This window comes from Salinadaptatus halalkaliphilus (genome assembly GCF_006543045.1).
In the GTDB taxonomy this organism is placed as follows: Archaea; Halobacteriota; Halobacteria; order Halobacteriales; family Natrialbaceae; genus Salinadaptatus; species Salinadaptatus halalkaliphilus.
The window spans coordinates 17,478-41,667 of record NZ_RBZW01000076.1; the positions used below are offsets into that span (position 1 = coordinate 17,478).

A 24,190-nucleotide genomic window follows, 5' to 3' on the forward strand; every position below is an offset into this window, starting at 1 on the left:
GCTGATTGCCCTACGCCTACGTACCATGAAGGAGTCGTTGCTGGAGATCCTCCGCTGTCCGCTCGACAAACACGAACTGGAACTCGAGGACGCCGAGTACGACGGCGAGGAGATCGTCGAGGGCACGCTCGTCTGTCCCGAGTGTGGCGAACGGTATCCGATCGAAGACGGGATTCCGAACCTGCTGCCGCCGGACATGCGCGAGGAAGCACCGGCCTGATCGGCCAGATCGATCGTGCCCGGATCCGAGCTCACCGTCCACGTCAACCGCGACGCGACAGACACCCTCGATCCCGACGTCGAGACACTCGAGACACGCGGGTCACTCGCCGTCGAGCTCCACGGGCACGAGCGGCCGGCACACGTCCACTGTCGACTCGAGGGCGCCCTCGAGCGAATTGCGACGCTCGAGCAAACGAACTACTACATCGAACCCGGTAGCGTCACGGCCGTACCGATCCGGATCGATAACGGACCGATCGACGACCCGATCGAGGGCCGCCTCGAAGTCGTCACCGGATACGGCTCCGAATCGGTGTCGATCGATGTCACCGTCACACCCCCGCCACCTTCGGTCGACGTCGACGAGTCGCTGACCGAACCGCGTCGTGACCGGTCGAACCAGTCCGCAGCACCCGGCGTCCTCGAGGGTATCGACGGTGCGAGCGGCCTCGATCCGGCGACGCTCGCCGTCCTCGTGCTTGGGATACTCGCGGTCGCCGTGGGGACGGTCTCGGCGGCGACGATCGGCGGCGTCGTCGGCGTCGTCGGTGCCGTCATCGTCGTCGGCGGGGTCGGCGTTGCGCTGTGGATGTTGTTTGCCTGAGAACTATCGTGGAGCGACCGAACAACGAGTGGTGTGTTTATAATCTGTCGAGTGGACACGCTGCCCATGCGAATACCCAGTGTATACCTGAAAACCGCCCTGTTCACGGTGGTCGTTCCAGGAACAATCGCTGTCGGGATTCCATCGCTCCTGGCGAGATGGCGACCGCACCCACAACTCCCGATTCGCAGACGGACCGGGAACATTGCCGGCGGTCTCTCGCTGGCCGCCGGGGTTGCCCTGTACGCGCAGACGGTGTTTCAATTCGGGAAGGGTGACGGGACGCCCTCCCCGACCGACGAGCCCGACGAACTCGTCACCGATGGCAGCTACGCTCATTCGCGAAATCCGATGTACGTCGGCGTGCTGTTGATCATCCTCGGACAGGCACTCCGGCACCGGTCGGTCTCGATCCTCTGGTGGGGCCTCGGTTGCTGGATCGGGTTTCACAATCGAGTGATCCGATACGAGGAACCCCACCTGGCTGCAACGTACGACGACGCCTACGAGCAGTATTGTGAGCAGGTTCCTCGGTGGCTCCCCACGAGTCGTCGTTCGTAACCGATATCGAGCCCGCCACAGAGCACGTGGCGGGCGTCGGTATCGACGGGCTGGCTCCGTATCGACGTGTCGTTACGTTTTACCCCCACCAGCCCGAATCGAGGGTAATGACTGCCCAAACCGTCCAGCAGGGCGACCTCGTCACCGTCATCGGTCTCGAGGTCCACGTCCAGCTGGAGACCGACACGAAGATCTTCTGTGGCTGCTCGACCGAACAGACCGACGAGCCCAACGAGCACGTCTGTCCCGTCTGTCTCGGCCTGCCCGGCGCACTGCCGGTGCTCAACGAGGGTGCTGTCGAAGCCGCCGTCAAGATCGGCAAGGCGATCGACGCCGAGATCCCCGAAGAAACCCGCTTTCACCGCAAGAACTACTACTACCCCGACCTCCCGAAGAACTTTCAAATCACGCAGTACGACGAGCCGATCTGTGCCGACGGCGAACTCGAGGTGGCCGTCGAGGGCACCCGCCGGACGATCACGATCGAGCGCGCGCATCTCGAAGAGGACCCGGGCAGCCTCCAGCACGTCGGCGGCGGGATCGACACCGCCGACTACACGCTGGTGAACTACAACCGCGCCGGGACGCCGCTGATGGAGATCGTTACCGCACCGGACTTTCGCAGCCCGAGCGAGGTGCGGGCGTTCCTCGCCGAACTCGAGGAAGTCCTCGAGTACCTGGGGGTCTTCGACGCCGAGCGCGACGGCAGTCTCCGGATCGACGCCAACCTCTCGATCATCCCCGAGGACGAAATCGAAAGCGGTGATATCGACGATATCGGTTCCAGCGCCCTCGAAACGGCCAATCGCACCGAGGTCAAGAACATCTCGAGTCACAAGGGTGCACAGAAGGCCCTGGCCTACGAGGAAACCCGCCAGAAGAACGCGATCGAGCGCGGGCGCGCGGTCGAACAGGAGACTCGCCACTGGGACGAGTCCCGCGGCATCACGGTCTCGATGCGCTCGAAAGAGGAGGAAAAAGACTATCGTTACTTCGAGGAGGCCGATCTGCCGCCGCTGCGGGTCGCCGACTGGAAAGACGAGATTTCGATACCGGAACTGCCCTCGGCCAGACGCGAGCGATTCCAGGCCGAGTACGGCCTCGACGAGGAATCGGCCTCGAAACTCACCTCGACAAAACAGGTCGCGGACTTCTACGAAACCGTCGCCGCCGAGTTCGACCCCGACCTCGCGGCGACCTGGGTCGCCGACAACCTGCTGGGCGAACTCAACTACCGCGATATGGAGATCACCGACCTCGAGGGTCGCTTGAACGAGGTAACCCGCCTCGTCGAACTCGTCGCGACCGACGAAATTACGGCGAAAAATGCCCGTGAGACGGTCCTGCGCTCGATGCTCGACGACGAACGGACACCCGAGGAGATCGTCGACGCGGAGGGACTGGGCAAGACCGGCGAGGACGAGGTCCAGCAGGCGGTCGTCGAGGCGATCGACGAGAATCCCGACGCCGTTTCCGACTACGAATCCGGTGACGACGGCGCGATCAACTTCCTCGTCGGCCAAGTGATGCAAAAGACCGGCGGCAGCGCCGACCCCGGCGATGTCAACCAGCTACTACGGGCCGAACTCGAGGCGTAGTCGGCTTCCGGTACCCAGCGAATTATGAGGGACCACCGGTTGGCTACTCGACATGGATCGTATCACGTTGGGCAACGACGAGTTCGAGGGGCAAAACAACGCGTACGTGCTTCTCGACGAGGATCGGGACGACCTCGCGCTGCTCGACACCGGACTTTCGATGCCATCGATCCGCGAGGATCTTCGAACCGGTCTCGAGCGGCGTGGCTACGGATTTGCAGATGTCGACGAGATCGTGCTCACCCACCACCACATCGATCATGCGGGCCTGGCCGGTGAGATACAGGCCGAAAGCGACGCGACGGTGTACGTCCACGAGGCCGACGCCCCGCTCGTTGCGGGGGCCCAGGAGACGATCGACACGGTCGAACGACAGCGTCGCAAGCGCCTCGAGTCGTGGGGCGTCCCGGCCGATGCCATCGACCAACTCGAGACCTTTTTCGAGAACTCCCAGTACGCCCGCGGCGAGCCCGCCGACGTGACGCCGATCACGGACGGCGACATCCTCGAGGTCGGCGGGTGGCACCTCGAGACGATCCACACGCCGGGTCACGCCGCCGGTCTCTGTAGTTTCGATGTCCTCGAGCGCCCGGACTCGGCGGCGGTCGACGAAGCGTTCGTCGGCGATACCGTCCTCCCGACGTACACGCCGAACGTCGGCGGTGCTGACGTCCGCATCGACCGCCCGCTGGCGACGTATCTCGAGTCGCTCGAACGCCTCGTCGACCGCGGGTACGATCGGTTCTGGCCGGGCCATCGCGACCCGATCGAGACGCCGCGCGAGCGCGTAAAAACGATCGTCGACCACCACCACGAGCGAACCGATCGAGTGCTCGCCATCCTCCGAGAGCACGGTCCCTGTGACCCCTGGACCGTCAGCGAGCACCTCTTTGGTGATCTCTCGGGTGTCCACGTCATGCACGGCCCCGGCGAGGCCTTCGCCCACCTCGACCAGCTCCATCAGGACGGACGCCTCGAACGCGAAGACGGCGTCTATCACCTGCTGGCGGACGACCGCGACGGGAGGGCGCCATCCTGCCGTCGGTGACGATCAGTAGCGGCGTCCCCGAATCACTCGAGGAGACCGCCCTGATAGTCGGCGACGGCCTCGCGGAAGTCGTCGGGAACCGCGATCGGTTCTTCGCTCTCGAGGGAGACGGCGACGTGGGTCACCGTCCCCTCGGCGACGAGGGAGCCGTCCGCGCGTTCGATCCGGTGCTCGGAGGTGAAACTCGAGGTGCCGATCTCGACGAGGCGCAACCGATTACGGAGTTCGTCGTCGAACTCCGCCCCATCGCGGTAGTCGAGCGAGGCGCTGACCGTGTGGATCTGCCAGCCGTCCGCTTCCATCCGGTCGTACTCGTAGTCAATCTCCCGCAGGAACGCCGAAACGGCCTCGTCCTGATATTCGAGCCGCGAGCAGGTTCGGCCGAGCTACAGCTCGCGCAACCGCTCGAGATCGCCGCCATCGTGGCCACAGAACACCTGTGCGTCGTGGCGGTGCTCGAGGTCTTTGACGAGTCGAACGCTCTCTACCCAGTGGCGTTTACTCCAGAGCAACCCGCCGCCCATCGGGTGCTCGTCGGTGTAGTTCGCCCGCGAGTAGGCTAAATCGCCCGCGAGGACGATCGTCCCGACGGCCTCGAGGTCGAGTTTGACCCCGAGGAGTCCGGGCGTGTGGCCCGGCAGCCGCAGTAGCTCGAGATCCTCGACGGCCTGCACGCGGTCCCGATGGACGACCTCCCACGCGAGGTCGTGATCGAAATCCGCCGGCAGGTAGGCGACATCCCCCTCGTCGGTCTTGGCGCTGTAGTAGGCGTATTTCAGCTCGCGCTCGTGGACGTAGATCGGGACGTCCGTTCCCGCGAAGGCGGCTAGTCCGCCCGCGTGATCGAGGTGGAGGTGGGTCTGGATCACCGCGTCGATATCCCCGAGGGCGTAGCCGGCGTCGGCGAGATCGTCCTCGAGCGGCCGGAGACCGGTGTGTTCGAACGCCGCGTAGAGGTCGGCCGGCCAGTGGCCCGAATCGGCGTCGGGATGGGAACCCGTATCCCAGAGAATCGTCGCCTCGGGATGCTCGATGACGAGGTTGTAGACGGGACCATCTTTCATCACGGCGTCGGGGTTCGGATCGCTGGCAGTTCCCTGGACGGCGCCCTCGAGAATGTTGTTCACGTCCGTGGTGATCGTCCCGCGTTCGATCGGCGTGATCGTCGCATCGACCATGCGTCGACAAAGGCCGACAGGCGTTTATACGTGGCCACCGCCGCCGAGGCGGACCGCGACGACCGATACTGCTACTGCCGGCCATACTGCTATCCCCCATCGCGTCGATCGGATGACATGGTCAGCGCGTCGACGGTCGTGATCCTCGCCGGCATCGTCCTGTTGTTCGTCCCGATCCCGCCGATCGCGACGATCGGTGGCATCCTCGTCATCCTACTGGGTATCGTGCTCCGGGTGGTATTCGATCTGTGACCGACCACAGATGAGCCGGGAGACGGACCGCGTCCGCAACCGAGACACGACCCGTGGGTGGGCGTGTTAGGTCCACGACTTAAGCCGCCGGCACCGAACGCTCAGACATGACATCGCGACCCCGCGTCGCCGTCGTCGGCGCTGGACTGGCCGGACTCGTCGCCGCGCGTCACCTCGCGGGTGGTGGCCTCGAGGTCGAGGTCCTTGAGCGGCGGGCGACCGTCGGCGGCCGGGTCCGGACGCTCGAGCGGGACGGCTATCGGTTCGATCGTGGCTTTCAGGTTCTCTTTACCGCGTATCCGGCCGTACGGCGTGAACTCGACCTCGAGGCGCTCTCACTGCGTCGGTTCGCGCCGGGAGCCGTCATCGCGGGACCGAATCGTCGCTCGACGCTTGGCGATCCGCTTGGCGATCCCGCCGCGTTGCCGGCGACGCTGGCGAGCCGAAACGCGACGCTGGGCGACAAACTTCGCGTGGCACGACTCCAGTTCGAACTGCGTCGCAGGCCCCTCGAGACGGTCTTCGATCGGCCCGACGAGTCGATCGCCGCGTCGCTTCGCTCGCGGGGGTTCTCCGAGCGGTTTCTATCGACGTTCGTCGCGCCGTTCTACGGCGGCATCACGCTCGATCGGTCGCTGTCGACCTCGAAGCGCGTCTTCGAGTACACGTTCGGCGCGCTCGCAACGGGCGACATCGCAGTCCCGGCAGCGGGTATGGGTGCGATTCCGGCTCAGCTCGCCGACCACGCTCGAGACGTCGGGGCGACTCTCGAGACGGGCGCCACCGTCGAGTCGGTCGTCGACGGCGGGGACGACGAGGTCACGATCGAAACGGGCGACGGGAGCGAAACGGTCGACGCGGTCGTCGTGGCGACGGATCCGCCGACGGCCTCCCGGCTCACCGACGTCGACGCGATCCCGACCGACGGCCGCGGCTGTGTCACCCAGTACTATCGGCTGGCCGGCGACATCGACCTCGAGACGGGGCGGCGTCTCCTGTTGAACGCCGCCGAATCGGGGCCGAATCACGTCGTCCCACTCAGTCAGGTCGCGCCCGAATACGTACCCGGCGACGCGACCGTGCTCAGTGCGACGTACCTCGGAATCCCCGACGCCGACGACGAGACGCTCGCAGAACGGACCCGTCGAACGCTCGCGTCGTGGTATCCCGAACCCGTCGTCGACGAGTTCGAGTTGCTACACACCGACCGGATTCCGTTCGCACAGTTCGCGCAGCCGCCGGGAATCCACGATCGGCTGCCCGACGCTCGCGATCCGTCGGGGGCCGTCTATCTGGCCGGGGATTACACGCGCTGGTCGTCGATCCAGGGGGCGATGGCGAGCGGTCGCGACGCGGCCCAGGCCGTCATCGAGGACTGCTCGGAGTGACGGTTCGGGCGGCGTGAGGTAGACGGTCTGACTGTGTCACGTGGCCGACTATCCCGCGAGGGTGCAAAGAGGACGGGTCTAGAGACGTAGGGTAGTTCTCCCGGCACTTCTGCGTGGCTATATCGCCATAGAAACTGATAGTTACAACCGGTCGCGACACGCGCGCAGCTTCGGGAACCACAGCGACTCGTCGGTCGATTCGTCGTAGACCACGGGGTGAAACTGACCCGCGTCGACGACCAACGGCGACTGGAAGTCGGGGCCGTACATGCCGTTGACGGTTGCGCCACGCGCGAGTCGGGTAAATGCCGGCACCACGAGGACGTCGCTCTCGTCGTAGGTGGTCTGGCCGTAGAGGAAACACGGAACCTTTCGACCGTCGGCCGACAGCGCGGGATGGTCGTGGCCGACGACGTACAGTTCGGCGCCGGCCGTCGGTTTCTCGTGGCCGTGACAGACGACCGTCGTCTCATCCGCGAGCCGATATTCGGACTGGCGGTCGGCCTCGAGAACGTCCGCGAGCACCGTGTGCTCGAGCATCGCGTCGTGGTTGCCGGGCGTGACGACGAGCGTCGCGTCGTTTGCAGCGACGAGATCGGAGAGCATCTCGAGATCGTCCTCGACGCCTCGTGGAACGCGGTCGAACGCGTGTAACAGGTCGCCCGCGACGACGACCGTCGCGGGTTCGTGTCGTCGACACAGCGTCTCGAGACGCTCGAGCACGTCGCGACCGCCCTCAAGGGGTGCCTCGACGCTCGAGGCGGTTCCACGACCGAAGTGGAGGTCCGCGACGACGAGTGCGTCGGCTGCCGGGACGTAGACGCTTCGGGCGTCGAACGCAACGGGACAGTCAGGGAGGGGCACGGATTCGTCGGGCGCTCACTGGTTCGTCTGCCGGTCGGGTCTGGCCTCGCTCTCGCCGAGGGCCTCGAAGAGGTCGTACTCGGTGCCAGTAAGGACGTAAAGCACCTCCTCGAGGGGTGCGAGCACCTCGGGGAGGATCTTGACGACGAGGTAGGTGATAGCGACGAGGGCGACCACGGAGAGGGTCTGGGAGATGTAGTTGTGCGCGACGAGAAAGGAGACGCGGTCGGGCTGGGCGCCCATATACGTCGTCATCGCGGAGACGAGCCACTCCTGCTGGAACCAGCCATAGGGAGAGGCGAGCGCGATGAAGACGTTGCGAGCCAGGTTGAGAAACCAGATGACGCCGACGGCGAGTGCAAGCGCCGAGAGCTTGCGTTTCAGCGGCGCAGCCACCGACGCGATCAGCCCGCCGAAGATGGCCATGCTCCCGATGCCGGTACAAGCGAGGACGATGTAGGTCGTCCGGCCGGTGACGGTCTCGTCGGGATCGAAGTCGAAGCGGCTCTGGTAACCGTTTACGCCCTCGTTGATGCCGGGGCTGTAACCAAGCAACTCCATGCCGTAGTGGGCTTGTGCGGCGGTCGTCTCGATGAGCCACTGCCGGAAGATCGGAATCGTCTCGGCCGGCAAGTAGATGAGTCCCATGATCGCGACGGCTTTCGAAAGCAACAACAGGGACGATCGACCGCCGTAGAGCAGATAACCGGTGTAAACACACAGCGGCAACGCGGCCAGCGCCAAAATCGTCTGCAGCGGGCTCTGGGCGTCGAGGTAGTAGTACGGCACCATCGTCAGCCAGAAGACGCCGAAGACGACCCAGGCTCCCGCGGCGAGATACCGCGCCGGTGTCAGGTCTCCGCGCCACTGGAGGACGATCGCGGCGAAAAATCCCGCGATGGCGAGCCACGCGAGCGGATCGATCGGCTCCACGCTCGCGAGTGACGCCACGAGAACCGACGCCGTGGGCTCGAGCACGGCGGCCGTAACGGCGCTCGAGGAAGAAGTCACGGCAACCCCAATGGAGGACAGCATGTACACGGCAAAATCGATGGACGCTCGAGATATCAATCTGACGCTCTGTCCCAAACGCGTCACAGAACCGTTCCCATGCGATCCGCCGAGAAACGACCGAGCTACGGCGCTTCCAACAGCCCGTATCTGATGCGGTAGACGACCGCCCCGAGAATCGACCCGACGCCGAAACTCGAGACGGCAGGAGCGGTCCGATCACTCTTCGCGTTCGATCCGAGCGCTAGCGAGACGACGGTCGGCAGACCGCGTCCCACCACGCGACGGAGCTTCGAGCGACGAAGCGACCAGATGTCCCGATCACACAGGACGCGATAGCCGACTGCCCACGCCCCACCGAGTAGCACCCATCGCAGTTCCGCCGTCTCGAGGGAGACGGTGGTCACGTCCGAATCGATATCCAGCCACCGGTCGGCACCTACCAGCAGCCACAGCCCGACCGCGTGCACGACCAAATCGGCGATAGCGTAGGCTCTGTACGGGATCATGGTGTTCGTATCGTCCAGGTCGAATAAAAATGTGCGTGTAACGACGAGTCCAGCTACGGTAGAACGGCCTACAGTAGTCCGTATCAGTCGAAGAGCCCCGTCGAGAGGTAGCGCTCGCCGCTGTCCCAGAAGACGGTGACGACCAGCGGACAGTCCTCGACCGTCTCGCCGCCGTCCGGTTCCGGCGCGGATCGCTCGCCGTCGAACGCGCTCGGAACGGTCGGACACTCCTGGTCGGGATCGGCGATCTCCCGGGCGATTCGCTGGGCGACCAGACTGGTCGCGCCGCTGGATTGGCCCACGAGCACCCCCTCCTCGCGGGCGAGGCGACGACACTCCGCCTCGGCATCCTCGAGTTCGACCGTCTCGACGCAGTCGATCAGGTCCCGATCGAGGTTCTCGCTGACGAAACCCGGGCCCATTCCCTGGAAGTCGTCGTCGCCGGCCTCGCCCGTCGAGAGGACGGGGTTTTTCGCTGGTTCGACGGCGACGATATCGACGTCCGGAAACGCCTCGCGGAGTCGCCGACCGGTTCCCGACAGCGTCCCGCCGGTGCCGACGCCAGCGACGAAGGCGTCGACCTCGCGCTCGCCCACCTGTTCGACGATCTCTTGGCCGGTCGTCTTGTAGTGAGCCTCGGGGTTCGCCGGGTTGTCGAACTGGCCGAGTTGGATCGCGCCCTCGGCCTCGAGTTCGTCGGCCCGCTCGCGGGCGGCGGTCATATCGCCGTCGACGAGCTCGAGTTCCGCGCCGTAGGCGGCCATCAGCTGGCGGCGTTCCTCGGATTTGTCCGACGGCATGACGATCGTTAGATCGTAACCGCGCGCGGCGGCTACGAGCGCGAGTCCGATACCGGTGTTGCCGCTGGTGGGCTCGACGAGCCAGTCACCGGGTTCGATCGTCCCATCGCGTTCGGCCGCCCGGATCATCTCCATCGCCGGCCGGTCCTTGGCCGAGCCGCCGGGATTGAACGACTCGATCTTCGCTGCGACGGTCGCGCCCGCCGGTGACTCGACGGCGACGAGCGGCGAGCCGATGGTATCCAGGATGCTCCCGTTCATTGCCTGGGCCTACCGAGTCGAGACGTATACTGTTTGCTGTCCTGCACGGACTCGAGACCGGCCACCGACGCCCTCGAGTCGCCGGCCACAAACGATCACAGACCCCGAACGGTCTCAGAGCCGATGAAAAATATCATATATTAGTGTCATCAAGACAACGTCATGGTCCCCACCCCTCCATGCAGGCGACCAACGTCGACGAGCGTCCCCAAACCGATACGTCGTAGTCGACGGTGGGAGCGATGAGCCGAGCGTCGCTCACCCGTCGTGGGCTGCTCGCCGTCGGCGCGACGATCCCGTTTTCGGGCTGTCTGGGCATGTTGACGGGCATGGCAGGCAACAACGTCCCCTCGAGCGTGCCCGCCGACCTGACCCACGAGAGCCTCGGCGTCGCGACCGACGAAGACAGCATCGACATCGTGACCGATGGCGAATTGACACTCGTCTACTTCTTTGCGACCTGGTGTGGCCCCTGCGAGCCCCAACTCGAGACCCTCCACGAGATCCGCGAGGAGTACGATCCCGAAACGCTGTCGATGCGAGCGATCTCGCCGGAGGACGACGAGGAACTCGTCGCCGACTACTGGGCGGACAACGACGTCGACTGGCCGGGCGCCATCGATCCGGAATCCGACCTCCACTCCGAGTTCGGCGTCAGCGTCTATCCGTCGCTCGTCCTGGTCGACCCCGACGGCGATGTCCGCTGGTCGACCAGCGGCACCGCCGACTTCGACGAGATCACCGACCAGATCGATAGCGAACTCGAGTCGGCCTGACGATGTTGCCGGAGTTGCGACTCGGATTCGCCTTCACCGCGGGCGCAGCCACGTTTTTCGCCCCCTGTGCGTATCCAATGTTGCCCGGCTACGTCGCCTACTATCTCGGCGACGACGCCGCATCGTCGCGGTGGGCGACGCTGCTACAGGCCGGCTCGGTGAGCCTCGTCGCCAGCGCCGGCATGTTCGCGGTCTATCTCGGCATCGCCGGCGTCGCGGTCGCCGTTGGGACGCAATATATGGACCGACTCGTCCTGCTGGGTGCCGGTGTCGGCGTCGCGCTGATCGGACTCGGGGTCGCGATGGTCGGCGGACTGACCCACGGCCGACTGTTTACGTTGCAACTACCCGAACGCCGTCGCAGCCATCGCGGCTACTTCGCGTTCGGGGTGGTCTACGCCGTCGCAGCCGCCGGCTGTACCGCACCGTGGTTCGTCGCCGCCATCCTCTCGAGTCTCGGCAGCGGTCCGACGGCCGCGTTCGCCACGGTGGCTGCCTACGCCAGCGGCATGGCGACGATGCTCGTCGCCGTGACGATGTTGCTGGCCATCGGTCGCGAGTCGCTGCTTCGTCGGATCGTCCCGGACGGACGGACGCTCGAACGCCTCGGCGGCGGGCTGATCCTCCTCGCCGGCGTGGTGCAGCTGTACCTGTTTCTGTTCGAGTACGGCGGCCTCGCACAGCTCGGGTTCGCCTGATCCGTTCCACAAACGCGGGGTCGACCGTCCGTGAACCCTGCAGGGCTAAGTGCCCGCGTCACCGAGACGGACGTAATGAACGGCAACCGCTTCGGTCGCCTCTTTCAGGTGACCACGTTCGGCGAGAGCCACGGGGAGGCGATGGGCTGTACCGTCTCGGGCTGTCCCGCCGGCCTCGAGCTCACAGCAGACGAAATCCAGCGCGACCTCGATCGACGCCGACCCGGCCAATCGATGATCACCACCAGCCGGGGCGAACCCGACGCCGTCTCGATCAAGTCCGGCATCCAGGACGGCTACACGACCGGGACGCCGATCGGGATGGTCATCCAGAACAAGGACGCCCGCTCGGAGAAGTACGAACCGTTCATCACCGCGCCGCGGCCGAGCCACGGCGATTTCACCTACTCCGCGAAGTTCGGCACGCGAAACTGGGGTGGGGGCGGCCGCTCGTCGGCCCGCGAGACCGCAAACTGGGTCGCGGCGGGTGCCATCGCGAAGAAACTGCTGGCGCTCGAGGGGATCGAACTCAAAGCCCACGTGAACCAGATCGGTGACGTCGAGGCACCCGAGATCAGTTTCGAGCAGTTGCTCGAGGAAAGCGAGGAGAACGACGTTCGCTGTGCCCATCCCGAAACCGCCGCAGAGATGCAGGATCTCATCGAGGACTACCAGGAAGAAGGCGACTCGATCGGCGGCAGCATCTACTTCGAGGCCCAAGGGATTCCGCCGGGGCTTGGTGCGCCCCGATTCGACTCGCTATCCGCTCGGCTCGGCCAGGCGATGATGGCGATTCCGGCGACGACGGCCTTCGAGTTCGGCCTGGGTCGCGAGGCTCGCGAGTGGACCGGCAAGGATCGCAACGACGACTGGGCGTTCGATGATAGCGAGGCGCACCGCGCCTCGGATGACGAGAGCGGCGACGAGCCGCGAACGTGGGGCAACCCGACGCCCGTCGAGAACGACCACGGCGGCATTCAGGGTGGCATCTCGAGCGGCGAACCCGTCTACGGCGAGGTGACCTTACACGCGCCGACCTCGATCCCCAAGAGCCAGCAGACGGCCGACTGGGAAACCGGCGAGCTCAAAGAGGAACAGGTCATCGGCCGCCACGACCCCGTGCTCCCGCCGCGAGGCGTCCCGGTCGTCGAGGCGATGCTCGCGCTGACACTCGTCGACTTCATGTTGCTGTCGGGGCGGCTCAACCCCGACCGCGTCGACGACCAGCCCGGCGAATACGATACGGATTACCACCCGAGCAACCCACGCAACGAGTAGCTCGAGGGGTTTTGTACATTGGTTTGCAGAGATACTATAAGATACAGAACTAATACAACGCTTATCGAGGTCAGTATCTCACTCGTGGTCGTCGGCGCACTACTGATCGTCATGTACAGTGACGGTGCGTTCGAGGGCGCTGCAACGAGCACGATCTTGGCCTGGATCGCAGGACTCGGGTTCATCGTCTCAGGAGTGGTTTACGTCACTGGAAGGGTGATCGAAAGGGCGATCGAATAAACCGCGCGTCGACGACTCATACGGATTACTGTAACGATTTACCGGCGCAACCGCCGCCCGGGTCGCGGCTGGGCCGGCAATGACGTACAGTAAACCGTATCATGGTTCCCACCACAGGACAGTTGCCAGTCCGGATCGACACAACACCTAACCCCCTGTCGGTAGTTCGAAGCGTATGCAGGATTTTCACGTCCACTCGAACTACTCCGACGGCAGTTTTCTGCAGCGAATGGTCAACGCGGCCGAACGCGCCGGCCTCGAGGGGGTCGGCTTCGCCGATCACTGTGCGGTCTCCTCGCGCGACGGCATCAGGAAGATGCGACGGGCCTACGGCTTCAATCTCGATCTGACCTACGAGCGCCGCCGGCAGGCGATCGACGGCGTTCGCGAGAAATCGTCCATCGAGGTCTACGACGCCGTCGAGATGGACTACGATCCGCGTGACGAAACCGAGATCCGCGACTTTCTCGAGAGCGCCGAGTTCGACTACGCCATCGGTAGCGTCCACGGCGTCGACGGCAAGAACGTCCAGGTCCCCGCGAACTTCACGGCGTTGACCGACGACGAGCGAGACCGCGTCGTCGACGCCTACGTCGACCAACTCGTCTCGCTGATCGAGTCGGAGCTGTTCGACGTCGCCGCCCACGTCGACCTCCTCACCCGGACGCCGCCGCTCCGGGGCCGATTCGACGAGACCCAGTACCGCCGCGTCGCTCGCGCGTTCGCCGAGTCGCGGACGATCCCCGAGATCAACGCCGGCCGGGCCGTAACCGACGAGGAAATTCTCCACCCCGCCGAGCCGTTTCTCGAGGTGCTCGTCGAGCACGACGTCGCCTTTACGCTGGGAACTGATTCACACGCACCGACGGAGATCGGCCCTCGAGCCGATTTTCTGGCGGACGTGATCGATACCAACGATATCGACCCGACCGTGCCACCGAGTCTCGAGACGATGACGCGCCACTAATCCTGTAAGATAATCGAACAGTACCTGCGGACAATTATGGACGATTGTCCACACACGTTCATTAACGTTCATCAGAAACGGGTTCTAACCGGTCATTCTTCACGAAAGATCCTTGTCAATGTATAGCAAAGGCTTTAGGTCACGTAGGGCAAAATCCCGGTACGGTTGGCCACCGGCCACTGATTTACTATGAGCGACGACGAACTCATCTGGCGAATCGCAGGCGGTTCCGGCGACGGGATCGACTCGACGAGCCAGAACTTCGCAAAAGCGCTGATGCGCTCGGGGCTCGACGTCTTTACACACCGCCACTATCCATCGCGAATCCGTGGTGGCCACACGTACGTCGAGATCCGAGCCGCAGATCGGGAGGTACAGTCACGCGGGGACGGTTACAACTTCCTGCTATCGTTGGGCGACTCCTTCGCTCGAAACCCACAGGAAGAGGCCTACTACGGCAACGAGGAGATCAAACCCCTCTCGGAAAACCTAGACGAACTCCGCGAAGGCGGGATCATCGTCTACGACGAGGGATTGATCAGCGACGAAGATGTCGAGGCGATCAACCTCGAGGAGCGTGCCGAGGAGAACGACTGGCACGTCTTCCCGATGGATCTTCGCGGCCTCGCGAAAGAACACGGTCGCGAGGTCATGCGAAACACCGCCGGCGTCGGCGTCACCGCCGCACTGCTGGACATGGATCTCGAGCACATCGAGGACTTGATGGAAGACGCAATGGGCGATGACATCCTCGAGTCGAACCTCGAGATTCTCCACGAGGCCTACGATACCGTCAACGAGGAGTACGACTTCGAACACGAACTGCGTGCGCCGACGGGCGAACACGACAGCGAGCAAGCGCTGCTGTCGGGATCGAACGCGATCGCCTACGGCGCGATCGATGCCGGTTGTCGGTTCATCGCCGGCTACCCGATGACGCCGTGGACGGATGTCTTTACGATCCTCAGCCAGAATTTCCCCGACATGGGTGGCGTCTCCGAGCAGGTCGAAGACGAGATCGCTGCCGCTGCACTCGCCGTTGGCGCCAGCCACGCCGGCGTCAAGGCGATGTCCGGCTCCTCCGGTGGCGGCTTCGCGCTGATGAGCGAACCGCTCGGTCTCGCGGAGATGACCGAGACGCCGCTCGTGCTCGTCGAGTCGATGCGTGCCGGTCCCTCGACCGGGATGCCGACCAAGCCCGAGCAGGCCGACCTCGAGTTCGTCCTCTATACGAGCCAGGGCGACTCCCAGCGGGTCGTCTTCGCGCCGGGAACCATCGAGGAAGCCTACGAGCAAACCCGACTGGCCTTCGAGATCGCCTGGGACTACCAGATTCCGACGATCCTCATCTACGACCAGAAACTCGGGGGCGAGAACACGAACGTCGATGTCGACTTTTTCGATCGCGAACCCGCACCCGACCTTGGCTCGACGCTGACCGAGGAAGAACTCCGGGAAGCCGCACACGACAACTCCGGGAAGTTCAAGCGCTTCGATTACGAGAACGCCGAGGACGGCGTCGCACCGCGGTCGATCCCCGGCCAGAAGGGTGGCCGCTACCTCGCGACCGGCAACGAACACAGTCCGGTCGGCCACATCAGCGAAGATCCGGACAACCGCGTCGCCCAGATGGAACGCCGCCTCGAGAAACTCGAGAAGATCCGCGAGGAATTAGACGAGGAACGCGAGTCCAACCAGACCTACTACGGTCCCGAGGACGCCGAGTACGGCATCGTCACCTGGGGATCCTCCCAGGGTGCCGTCTCGGAAGCGATCGACCGCCTGAACGAGCAGGGCCACTCTGTCAAGGGGATCGGCGTCTCCGATATGATGCCGTTCGCCGAGCAGGAGGTCAGGGCGTTCTTAGAGAGCGTCGACGAGGCGATGGTCGTCGAGATGAACGCCACCGCGCAGTTGCGCGGGCTGATCCAGAAGGAACTGGGCCAGTACGGCGAGAAGATGACCAGCCTGCTGAAGTTCAACGGCAACCCCTTCGAGCCCGCCGAGATCGTCGAGGGCTACGAGGTCAATCTGGCCGACGAGGACCGCCAGCCAGACGCACAGGTACGAATCGAACCCGCTGCAGGTGACTGACCATGAGTGCATTCAACGCGATCGGTGAGGAACGAGAGATCGACCGGGACGAGTACACCCCCGGTGTCGAACCGCAGCCGACCTGGTGTCCAGGCTGTGGCGACTTCGGCGTGCTGAAGTCGCTAAAGCAGGCGCTCCCCGAGGTTGGCAAGACGCCCGAAGAAGTACTGACCGTCACCGGGATCGGCTGTTCGGGCAAGCTGAACAGCTATCTCGACACGTACGGCTTCCACACCATCCACGGGCGCTCGCTGCCCGTCGCTCGAGCCGCCAAACTCGCCAATCCCGAACTCGAGGTCATCGCCGCCGGCGGCGACGGCGACGGCTACGGGATCGGCTGTAACCACTTCATCCACTCGGCCCGGGAGAACCACGACATGACCTACATCGTGTTCAACAACGAAATCTTCGGGCTGACGAAGGGCCAGACCTCGCCCACGAGCCCGAAGGGTCACAAGTCCAAGACCCAGCCATCGGGGAGCGCGAAGACGCCGCTTCGTCCGCTGTCGCTGTCGCTGAACGCCGGTGCGAGCTACGTCGCCCGCACCGCTGCGGTCAACCCAAACCAGGCCAAAGAGATCATCAAGGAAGCGATCGAACACGACGGCTTCGCCCACATCGACTTCCTCACCCAGTGTCCGACCTGGAACAAGGACGCACGTCAGTACGTCCCCTACATCGACGTTCAGGACTCCGACGACTACGACTTCGACGTGAGTGACCGCGCCGAAGCCGCCGAGATGATGCGCGAGACCGAGGACGTCCTCAACGAGGGCACCGTCCTGACGGGACGGTACTACGTCGAGGAGGATCGCCCGTCCTACGGCCAGGAGAAGAAAGCCGTCGGCGAGTTGCCCGACCAGCCGCTGGCCGAGCGCTACTTCGACGACGACGCCGAGTGGGAGCGCAGCTACGACCTGCTCGAGCGCCACACCTGAGGAGTCGGGAGAGTACGGACGACCCAGCCATCGATTTTTTCATGACGAACCGATCACTCGCTGGTATCTGTGCCCCAGCCCTGGGCGAATCGCTTCGTCAGTTGGCTCAGGACGAGCAAGGCGACGAGCAGGCCGCCGAACAACATCGGCTCGTACCCCCAGTAGATCTGATAGAACCCATAACCGATAGTGACCAGTCCCATGAGCACCGCCGTCGAGCCACCCCAGCGGGAGACGTAGGCTGGGTCCACGCCGTCGTCGTAGTGGACGTGTAAGTCCGCACGCCCGCCCAGCGAGATGAGCAGCGCCGGCCCGAGGATCGCCAACCCGCAGACGATCCAAAAGACCCCCATGAGGAAATTGAAGTCGAACTCGAGCATCAGTTGGCGAAAGGGAGGCCGTCTGAATAAGGGCGACGATTGGACCCGCCAAGGCGTCGTCACGGCCGCGTACGACTGATTAACACGTCATGGCCGCCAACTGGTTACAGCCGATACGTGTCGGATCGGACGTGGTTTTCGGATACAAAAGATATTTTCCCGTCGGAACAAAACTAGTGGATATGAGCACTCAGGCGACGGAAGATCGTATCCTCCAGGTCTTAGAGGAGGACGCCCAGGCGTCCTACGCCGAGATCGCCGAGCGAGCAGACGTCTCCAAACCGACGGTCCGAAAATATATCCGAAAGCTCGAGGACGAGGGTGTCATCGTCGGCTACTCGGCCGATATCGACCCCAAGAAGCTCTCGAGCCAGACCATCGCACTGGTCGGCATCGATGTCGCCAGCGAACGCTACGTCGAGGCCACCCAGGCGATCCAGGACATCGACGAGGTCGAAGCCCTCTACAGCTCGAGCGGCGATCACATGCTGATGGCCGAAGTTCGGGCCGAAGACGGCGACTCGCTGGGCGAAATTATCTCTACCGTATTGCTCGAGATCGACGGCGTGACGGCGGCCCACCCCTCGTTTCTGCAGGAACGTCTCAAGTAACCGGCGTCTCTCGTTGCCTGTTCGCTCGCCGAGTTCGCGGCATTCGTCACACACGATCTTTTCACGGTCGCTCACGTATTCGGCTTATGCCGACCTACGATCGCCAAACGACCGTTCGAGCGCCGCTCGAGGATGTCTGGCAGTTCCACGCCCACGTCTCCGGTCTCGAGGCACTGACGCCGGGCTGGCTCGGGTTGCGCGTCGAGTCGATTATGGGACCGGACGGTGAGAGCGATCCCGAGGTGCTCGCGGTCGGATCGGAGGTGGCGCTATCGATCCAGCCCTTCGGCGTCGGGCCGCGCCAGCACTGGACATCGGAGATTCGCGAGCGAAGACGGACGGACGGGACGGCCTACTTTCGAGACGAGATGGTCCACGGACCGTTCGATCGCTGGGTTCACACCCACTCGTTTTTCGCCGATGGGGACCGAACGATCCTCCGCGACCACGTCGAGTACGAACTGCCGTTCGGTGCGCTCGGGCGGCTCGGGACACCGTTTTCGGGACCTGGATTCGAAGCCATGTTCCGCGAGCGTCACAAACGGACGCGGGCCTTCCTCGAGTAGGTGTCGCCCCGACGGCGAGGCGTCGTTCGTGGCCGTTCGACGTTCGAACCAGGGTTGTTTTAGTCGCTCGACAGCTACTGCAACTATGACGAATCGCGAGGGCCGGCTCGGACGACGACGACTGCTGGGGCTCCTCGGTGCAGGCGCGACCGTCGGCGCGGCCGGCTGTCTCGACGGGGACGGGACCGACGGCGACGGTGATGAACAGCCCGACGACGGCGACGACGATGAACGCGAGGTCATCACGCTCGAACACCCGGGCGACGAACCGATCTTGTTTACCGACAGCCAGAACTGCCAAGTGTGCAATATGACGCCGACACACTACTCGGACTGGCAGAGCCAACTCGCACACGAAGGCGGGGAGGGCGTCGTCTTCTGTACACCCGGCTGTCTCGGCGCGTACTACGTCTCGCCGACGGATCACAACGGGCCCGACTCCGACATCGTCGGGGTCTGGACGACGGACTACGAGACGGGCGACCTGATCGACGCGACCGAAGCCTCGTTCGTGATCGTCACCGACGATACCACCGTCGACGATCCGATGGGCCTGAATCCACGTCCATTCGCCGACCACGAGGCGGCCGTCTCCTTCGCCGAGTCCTGGGACCCTGAGGACCTGACCGAGGACGATATCGTCGACCTCGAGGAGATCGACTACGATATCGCTACGATCTACCGCGGTAATCGAATGCCGGTGGAGTGATGACTTGCCGGTGGAGTGACGACTCGAACGTACACGTCACCGGAAGATACCAGAAATAGTATGTGTTCTCGAACGAAGGAAGCGTAGCGTGAGAGCTGTCGATCTCGAGGTGACGCCGGTCGCCGCGCTCGTGTTCGCCATCTTCGCAGCCAGTACTAGCGCGATTCTCGTTCGCTGGAGTGTGGCACCGAGTTCGGTCGCTGCGTTCTACCGGGTAGTGTTTACGACGGCGATCGTCGCACCGATCGCCCTGGTTCGCTATCGCGAGGAATTTGGCCGGCTATCCTGGCGTGATCTGGGCGTTGCGATCGTCGCCGGAATCGCACTCGCGATTCACTTCGGCGCCTGGTTCGAGAGCCTGAATCACACGAGCGTCGCCGCGAGCGTCACGCTCGTCCAGAGTCAGCCGATCTTCGTCGCGCTCGGGGCTGCGCTCGTGCTCGGTGAACGGGTCTCGAGGGAGACCGTCGTCGGCATCGGCATCGCGATCGTCGGCGCCGCCGCGATGTCGCTGGGTGACGCCGGCCAAGCGCCGCTCTCCGACGCCACGATGTACGGAAACGCCCTGGCACTCCTGGGCGCGATCACCGTCGCCGGCTACGTGCTTGCCGGCCGGTCGATCCGCCAGCGCGTCTCCCTGTTTCCCTACGTCACCGTCGTCTACACGGCCTGTGCGCTGACGCTGCTCGTCGTCGTTGGCGTCCAGGGCCACGACTACGTCGCGTATCCCGCTCGCGAGTGGCTGCTCTTTCTCGGCATGGCCATCGGCCCCGGCGTCTTCGGCCACACCGTCATCAACTGGGTGCTGAAACACCTCGAGTCAGTCGTCGTCAGCGTCGCCTGGCTGGGCGAACCCGTCGGCGCGACGATCCTCGCGCTGGTCTTGCTCGCAGAGATCCCCGACGTGATCACCGTCGGCGGCGGACTCGTGGTGCTCGTGGGAATCTACGTCTCGACGATCGAACGTGAACGCCGACAGGCCACGACAGACTGACCGGTCGAGCGGTCGTGTCCTTCCGGAAGAATTTCACCACGTCCCGTCGTGTGCCCGCTCGTGAGCGACGCCGAGTACACGCTCGAGGACGAACTCCTGGCTCGAGCGCGAATTCACGCCCGCGAAGTCGTCGATGACCACGGTCTCGAGATCGACCTCTCGAGCGTGGAGTGGGACGTCTCGAAGCGAGCGACGCGTCGGGCCGGTGCCTGCCGGTGGGAAAGCGATCGGGAAGTCGCGACTATCGTCCTGACCAGACGAGCCTACGAGCGCTACGAGTGGCCCGAGTTCGCCGCCGTCCTCAGACACGAACTGGTCCACGTCTGGCAGTTCCAGCGTTTCGGCGAGGCCGGTCACGGTCCGCAGTTCCGCGAGCAGGCCGAACTGCTGTCGGCACCGCGTCACTGCCCGACGTTCTCGGAGCCTCGGTACGTCCTCCGGTGTCTCGAGTCAGGCTGTGACTGGCGAGCCCAGCGCCATCAAGCCTCCGAGCCAGTCAAGACGCCGGAGCAGTACCGCTGTGGCGTCTGCAGTGGCGAATACGAGGTCGAGCACGTCGAGAGCGGCCGTACCTGGACGACCGCTGGCGGGTTCGGCGGCGCGAAAGCGGCGCTTGGATCGCAGTGGTAGCCGACCAACCAGGGTCACGTTCCGTCGACAGCCACACCGCGGAACACTTATTCGGATTACGCCGTCTCTGTCTGCTATGGGAATACTCGATCTGATGCTCGGTCGCGCCGACCAGGGGAAACAGGGGGTCGAGGGCCACTCCTACGCGCTGCCGAAGGATACCCACGCGTTCGTCTCGCCGGTCGCCGTTCGTCGGGATGAGATCGAGGCGATGCAAACGCTGCTCGAGGCCGAGGCCACCGAGCCGTACCTCGAAGAGCGGACCGACGAACTTCAGGACGCGTTCGATAGCGTCTTCGAGGATCATGATATCGATGCAACAGCGTTTGCAGAGCGAAAGCAACACGTCCGCCGGCGAACCAAACCAGTAATCGAGAACTGGGACGAACAGGTACGAGCGGCAGTCGGCGTCGTCTACGTGACGCCCGACACGTACTCGACGCTTCGTTCGTTCGTCGAGATTTGTCGACGACGCGACGAAGACGAGGACGATCCGTTCGAACAGCCCGAATCGATCGCTGCTATGACACCGCTGCTCGGTCGACTCGAGGCCGCAACCGACGACCAGTACCGAGCGGTCGTCCATACGGACCTCCTCCCCGAGTGACCACGGCATCGGCGAGCGAGTCGAGCGTGTCCGGCGTGGCGAGATGTCGTATCGTAATTCGACATTAAATGGTGGGAACGAAACTACCCCGGCAGTCTCGATCATCGTGTCCAACCGTGGCCTCGAAACCGACAAGCTGGCACGGAGGAACGGCTCATACCGACTGCTGAAAGTCGTTACCGGCGAAACCGCAGGTGGGTTCACGGTCGCGCCGGTAAGTGATAGCAGCCCGTATCAATAGCCCTTTTCGTCGGTACTGTGCGTAGCCGATGAAAGTAACAAACTGTTAGTAACGAGTAGGCATTGCGGGCAGTCTACGACACCGAACCTGACACTGTGGAATCCATAGCTGAGTAGCGTAACGATGGTGACTGTTGACGGATACCACGGATAACTCCGGACTGGGTGGCAACGCCATCCGTGAGAGCATGACGACACGAAGAACTATGCTACGTGTAGCCGGGATCGTCGGCATTGGATCAATCGGGGGCGTCGGAACCGCGGCCGCGGGTAAAGACGGCAAGAGCGGACGAACCGAGAACAAAAAGAACGGACGAGACGGCCGCCGAAAGAAGGATTACCGACGGCGGAAAGCCGAGCCCGAGGAGAAAGCCGAGCCCGAAGGGGACAACAACGACCACCGGAAAAAGAAGGGGCGCAAGAAAGACCGTCACAAAAAGAGGGGAGACAAAAAGAAAGGACGCAAAGGCCGCCACAAAAAGACGCAAAAGGAAGACGAGGACGAACAAGACGACGAGCAGACCCTCGGTGAACGGATCCAACAGCGTGTCGACGAGAGACTCGAGGAAGCCGAAGAACGCCGGGAAGAGGCCTTCGTCGAAGCTGGACTTCAAACCGAAGACGAGGAGAAAAGAGACGGTCAAAAGAAAAAGAAAGGGAAGAAGAAGTCCTCTCGGCGGTAACCCGTCCCCGATTCCGATTTTTCTCTCGGTATCATACGGTTTACTGTACGTCATTGCCGGCCCAGCCGCGACCCGGGCGGCGGCTGGGCCGGTACATCGGTACAGTAATCCGTATCAGTGACCGCCCGATTCCGCACCGGTGTTCGGGTTCCCGAACCGCGTTAGGGCCTCGAGTTCCTCCTCGGCGACGTCCTCGAAGGCAGCTCGCGCGATAACACGGCGGTGGACCTCGTCGGCGCCGTCGACGATCCGGAACTGGCGGACCGACTCGTAGAAGTCCGAGATCGGAAGGTCCTTGCCGATGCCGTTCGCGCCACAACACTGTACCGCAAGATCGATCGCGTCCTGGGTCGCGTTCGCGGTGAATACCTTACACATCGAGACGGGAACTCGCGCTTGATCGCCGGCGGCGATGCGATCTGCAGCGTCTCGGATCGCCGTCCGAGCGACGTGCAGTTTGGTTTCGGCGTCGGCGATCCGGTGACGAAGCGACTGCTTGTCCGACAGCGTTGAATCGAATCCACGGCGTTCGCTCGTGTATGCTTTCGCGATCTCGAGCGAACGCTGTGCCATCCCCGAGTAGCGCATGCAGTGGGTGAGTCGGGCCGGTCCGAGTCGTTCCTGGGCGTGGGTAAATCCCCCGTTCAACTCGCCGAGCAGGTGCTCCTCGGGGACGCGAACGTTCTCGTAGCGGATTTCGGCGTGAGACGCGCCGCGGTTACCGCCACCCATATGCGGTACGTCACGCACGACGGTGACGCCGTCGGCGTCGGCCGGCACGAGAAAGAGCGAACACCCTTCGTAGGGATGGGCGTCCTGATCGGTCCGAGCGAGGACGATCAGGATATCCGCCTCGAGGCCCTGGGTGGTCCACCACTTGTGGCCGTCGATGACCCACTCGTCGCCGTCCCGTTCAGCGGTCGTCTGGATCATTTTCGGGTCCGAGCCGGCACCCTGCATCGGCTCGGTCATCGAGAATCCGGATTTGATCTCGCCAGCGACGAGTGGCTCCAGGTAGGTCTCCTTTTGGAGTTCATCACCGGCGAGTTCCAACAGGTGCATGTTCCCCTCGTCGGGAGCGTCGACACGCATCGCAACCTGGCCCAGGAGACTGCGACCTGCCTCTTCGAACGCTGGCAGGGCGTCCCGGAAATCGAGGCCCATCCCGCCGTATTCCTCGGGAATCTGGGGTGCGTATACGTCGTACTCGCGGGCCGCCTCCCGAAGATCGGCGACCGTCCCGCTCGAGACGGCCATACCGCCCGCCCGCTCGCGCTCGAGGGGCAAGACGACCTCTTCCATCAAATCGTGAGCGCGGCTCGCAACCGCCCGTGCTTGTTCTGAGTCGGCATATCGCATACGAACGCTACAAACGTTGGCGACGTAAGCACAGTTGGGAACTCCCACCAGAGTGGAACATGGTAAATATATTTATATCCGATTCCTGACGATATAAAACACCGCCGTATGCTGGGCACGGACG

28 protein-coding genes and 1 pseudogene are annotated in these 24,190 nt (G+C 63.8%); 21 read left to right on the forward strand and 8 right to left on the reverse strand.

What is annotated here, in order from left to right:
- Positions 1-25 precede the first annotated feature (25 nt).
- From D8Y22_RS20160 to D8Y22_RS20180, 5 genes are all read left to right on the forward strand, one after another.
- Complete coding sequence (locus D8Y22_RS20160; protein ID WP_141466436.1) at positions 26-220, forward strand: methytransferase partner Trm112; 195 nt, start codon at positions 26-28, stop codon at positions 218-220.
- Positions 221-235: 15 nt separating this feature from the next.
- On the forward strand, positions 236-826 hold the full coding sequence (locus D8Y22_RS20165; RefSeq protein WP_141466437.1) for a DUF7524 family protein: 591 nt from the start codon (positions 236-238) through the stop codon (positions 824-826).
- Positions 827-892: 66 nt separating this feature from the next.
- Positions 893-1,387, forward strand: coding sequence for a methyltransferase family protein (locus tag D8Y22_RS20170; protein WP_141466438.1), 495 nt, complete (start codon positions 893-895; stop codon positions 1,385-1,387).
- A 107-nt stretch (positions 1,388-1,494) separates the two neighbouring features.
- Positions 1,495-2,985, forward strand: a complete 1,491-nt coding sequence (gatB, locus tag D8Y22_RS20175; RefSeq protein WP_141466439.1) for an Asp-tRNA(Asn)/Glu-tRNA(Gln) amidotransferase subunit GatB — start codon at positions 1,495-1,497, stop codon at positions 2,983-2,985.
- A 52-nt stretch (positions 2,986-3,037) separates the two neighbouring features.
- Positions 3,038-4,033, forward strand: coding sequence for an MBL fold metallo-hydrolase (locus D8Y22_RS20180; protein WP_141466440.1), 996 nt, complete (start codon positions 3,038-3,040; stop codon positions 4,031-4,033).
- Between the two features lie 23 nt (positions 4,034-4,056).
- On the opposite strand, the pseudogene D8Y22_RS20185 reads toward D8Y22_RS20180, so the two are convergent.
- Together D8Y22_RS20185 and D8Y22_RS20190 are read right to left on the reverse strand one after the other, a co-directional pair.
- Positions 4,057-4,386: pseudogene (locus D8Y22_RS20185) on the reverse strand (acyl-CoA thioesterase); the annotation flags it as partial.
- Between the two features lie 33 nt (positions 4,387-4,419).
- Positions 4,420-5,211 (reverse strand): N-acyl homoserine lactonase family protein, encoded by a 792-nt coding sequence (locus tag D8Y22_RS20190; RefSeq protein WP_141466442.1) that lies wholly within the window; start codon positions 5,209-5,211, stop codon positions 4,420-4,422.
- Between the two features lie 117 nt (positions 5,212-5,328).
- Between D8Y22_RS20190 and D8Y22_RS20195 the strand changes: the two genes are divergently transcribed.
- A complete protein-coding gene (locus D8Y22_RS20195; protein WP_141466443.1) occupies positions 5,329-5,463 on the forward strand; it encodes a transporter in 135 nt (44 codons plus the stop codon).
- A 107-nt stretch (positions 5,464-5,570) separates the two neighbouring features.
- Positions 5,571-6,851, forward strand: a complete 1,281-nt coding sequence (locus D8Y22_RS20200) for an NAD(P)/FAD-dependent oxidoreductase (RefSeq protein WP_141466444.1) — start codon at positions 5,571-5,573, stop codon at positions 6,849-6,851.
- A gap of 141 nt (positions 6,852-6,992) precedes the next feature.
- Here D8Y22_RS20200 and D8Y22_RS20205 read toward each other — a convergent pair whose 3' ends face one another.
- The 4 genes from D8Y22_RS20205 to D8Y22_RS20220 all read right to left on the reverse strand — a co-directional run bounded on the left by D8Y22_RS20205 (position 6,993) and on the right by D8Y22_RS20220 (position 10,296).
- Entirely contained in the window at positions 6,993-7,715 is a 723-nt protein-coding gene (locus D8Y22_RS20205) for a metallophosphoesterase (protein WP_141466445.1), read from the reverse strand.
- 15 nt (positions 7,716-7,730) lie between these two features.
- The gene (artA, locus tag D8Y22_RS20210) at positions 7,731-8,750 is read right to left on the reverse strand and encodes an archaeosortase A (RefSeq protein ID WP_141466446.1); all 1,020 of its coding nucleotides are present in this window, start codon (positions 8,748-8,750) and stop codon (positions 7,731-7,733) included.
- Between the two features lie 101 nt (positions 8,751-8,851).
- Positions 8,852-9,235, reverse strand: coding sequence for a hypothetical protein (locus D8Y22_RS20215; protein ID WP_141466447.1), 384 nt, complete (start codon positions 9,233-9,235; stop codon positions 8,852-8,854).
- Between the two features lie 83 nt (positions 9,236-9,318).
- Entirely contained in the window at positions 9,319-10,296 is a 978-nt protein-coding gene (locus D8Y22_RS20220; protein ID WP_141466448.1) for a PLP-dependent cysteine synthase family protein, read from the reverse strand.
- 242 nt (positions 10,297-10,538) lie between these two features.
- Here D8Y22_RS20220 and D8Y22_RS20225 point away from each other — a divergent pair, with 242 nt between their 5' ends.
- The 7 genes from D8Y22_RS20225 to D8Y22_RS20250 all read left to right on the forward strand — a co-directional run bounded on the left by D8Y22_RS20225 (position 10,539) and on the right by D8Y22_RS20250 (position 17,287).
- A complete protein-coding gene (locus D8Y22_RS20225; protein WP_141466449.1) occupies positions 10,539-11,072 on the forward strand; it encodes a TlpA family protein disulfide reductase in 534 nt (177 codons plus the stop codon).
- 2 nt (positions 11,073-11,074) lie between these two features.
- Positions 11,075-11,770 (forward strand): cytochrome c biogenesis CcdA family protein, encoded by a 696-nt coding sequence (locus D8Y22_RS20230; RefSeq protein ID WP_141466450.1) that lies wholly within the window; start codon positions 11,075-11,077, stop codon positions 11,768-11,770.
- Positions 11,771-11,845: 75 nt separating this feature from the next.
- Positions 11,846-13,048, forward strand: coding sequence for a chorismate synthase (gene aroC, locus D8Y22_RS20235; RefSeq protein WP_141466711.1), 1,203 nt, complete (start codon positions 11,846-11,848; stop codon positions 13,046-13,048).
- Positions 13,049-13,132: 84 nt separating this feature from the next.
- Positions 13,133-13,288, forward strand: coding sequence for a hypothetical protein (locus tag D8Y22_RS22605; protein WP_174811934.1), 156 nt, complete (start codon positions 13,133-13,135; stop codon positions 13,286-13,288).
- A gap of 175 nt (positions 13,289-13,463) precedes the next feature.
- Positions 13,464-14,255: a PHP domain-containing protein gene (locus tag D8Y22_RS20240; protein WP_141466451.1), complete on the forward strand. Its 792-nt coding sequence runs from the start codon at positions 13,464-13,466 to the stop codon at positions 14,253-14,255.
- Positions 14,256-14,444: 189 nt separating this feature from the next.
- Entirely contained in the window at positions 14,445-16,349 is a 1,905-nt protein-coding gene (locus D8Y22_RS20245) for a 2-oxoacid:acceptor oxidoreductase subunit alpha (RefSeq protein WP_141466452.1), read from the forward strand.
- A 2-nt stretch (positions 16,350-16,351) separates the two neighbouring features.
- Positions 16,352-17,287: a thiamine pyrophosphate-dependent enzyme gene (locus tag D8Y22_RS20250; RefSeq protein ID WP_141466453.1), complete on the forward strand. Its 936-nt coding sequence runs from the start codon at positions 16,352-16,354 to the stop codon at positions 17,285-17,287.
- A 53-nt stretch (positions 17,288-17,340) separates the two neighbouring features.
- Here the strand turns inward: D8Y22_RS20250 and D8Y22_RS20255 are convergent, their stop codons facing one another.
- A complete protein-coding gene (locus D8Y22_RS20255; protein WP_141466454.1) occupies positions 17,341-17,667 on the reverse strand; it encodes a hypothetical protein in 327 nt (108 codons plus the stop codon).
- 182 nt (positions 17,668-17,849) lie between these two features.
- Here D8Y22_RS20255 and lrpA1 point away from each other — a divergent pair, with 182 nt between their 5' ends.
- The 7 genes from lrpA1 (at position 17,850) to D8Y22_RS20290 (ending at position 22,707) form a co-directional block, all read left to right on the forward strand.
- Entirely contained in the window at positions 17,850-18,278 is a 429-nt protein-coding gene (gene lrpA1 / locus D8Y22_RS20260; protein WP_141466455.1) for an HTH-type transcriptional regulator LrpA1, read from the forward strand.
- Positions 18,279-18,364: 86 nt separating this feature from the next.
- Complete coding sequence (locus D8Y22_RS20265) at positions 18,365-18,844, forward strand: SRPBCC family protein (RefSeq protein ID WP_141466456.1); 480 nt, start codon at positions 18,365-18,367, stop codon at positions 18,842-18,844.
- Between the two features lie 85 nt (positions 18,845-18,929).
- Complete coding sequence (locus tag D8Y22_RS20270) at positions 18,930-19,553, forward strand: nitrous oxide reductase accessory protein NosL (protein ID WP_141466457.1); 624 nt, start codon at positions 18,930-18,932, stop codon at positions 19,551-19,553.
- An 88-nt stretch (positions 19,554-19,641) separates the two neighbouring features.
- On the forward strand, positions 19,642-20,547 hold the full coding sequence (locus D8Y22_RS20275; RefSeq protein ID WP_141466458.1) for a DMT family transporter: 906 nt from the start codon (positions 19,642-19,644) through the stop codon (positions 20,545-20,547).
- 60 nt (positions 20,548-20,607) lie between these two features.
- Entirely contained in the window at positions 20,608-21,177 is a 570-nt protein-coding gene (locus D8Y22_RS20280; protein WP_141466459.1) for a SprT family zinc-dependent metalloprotease, read from the forward strand.
- 76 nt (positions 21,178-21,253) lie between these two features.
- Complete coding sequence (locus D8Y22_RS20285) at positions 21,254-21,784, forward strand: hypothetical protein (protein WP_141466460.1); 531 nt, start codon at positions 21,254-21,256, stop codon at positions 21,782-21,784.
- Positions 21,785-22,158: 374 nt separating this feature from the next.
- Entirely contained in the window at positions 22,159-22,707 is a 549-nt protein-coding gene (locus D8Y22_RS20290; RefSeq protein WP_217350914.1) for a hypothetical protein, read from the forward strand.
- Positions 22,708-22,821: 114 nt separating this feature from the next.
- On the opposite strand, the gene D8Y22_RS20300 is transcribed toward D8Y22_RS20290, so the two are convergent.
- Positions 22,822-24,066, reverse strand: a complete 1,245-nt coding sequence (locus tag D8Y22_RS20300; RefSeq protein WP_141466462.1) for an acyl-CoA dehydrogenase family protein — start codon at positions 24,064-24,066, stop codon at positions 22,822-22,824.
- Positions 24,067-24,190: the final 124 nt, after the last annotated feature.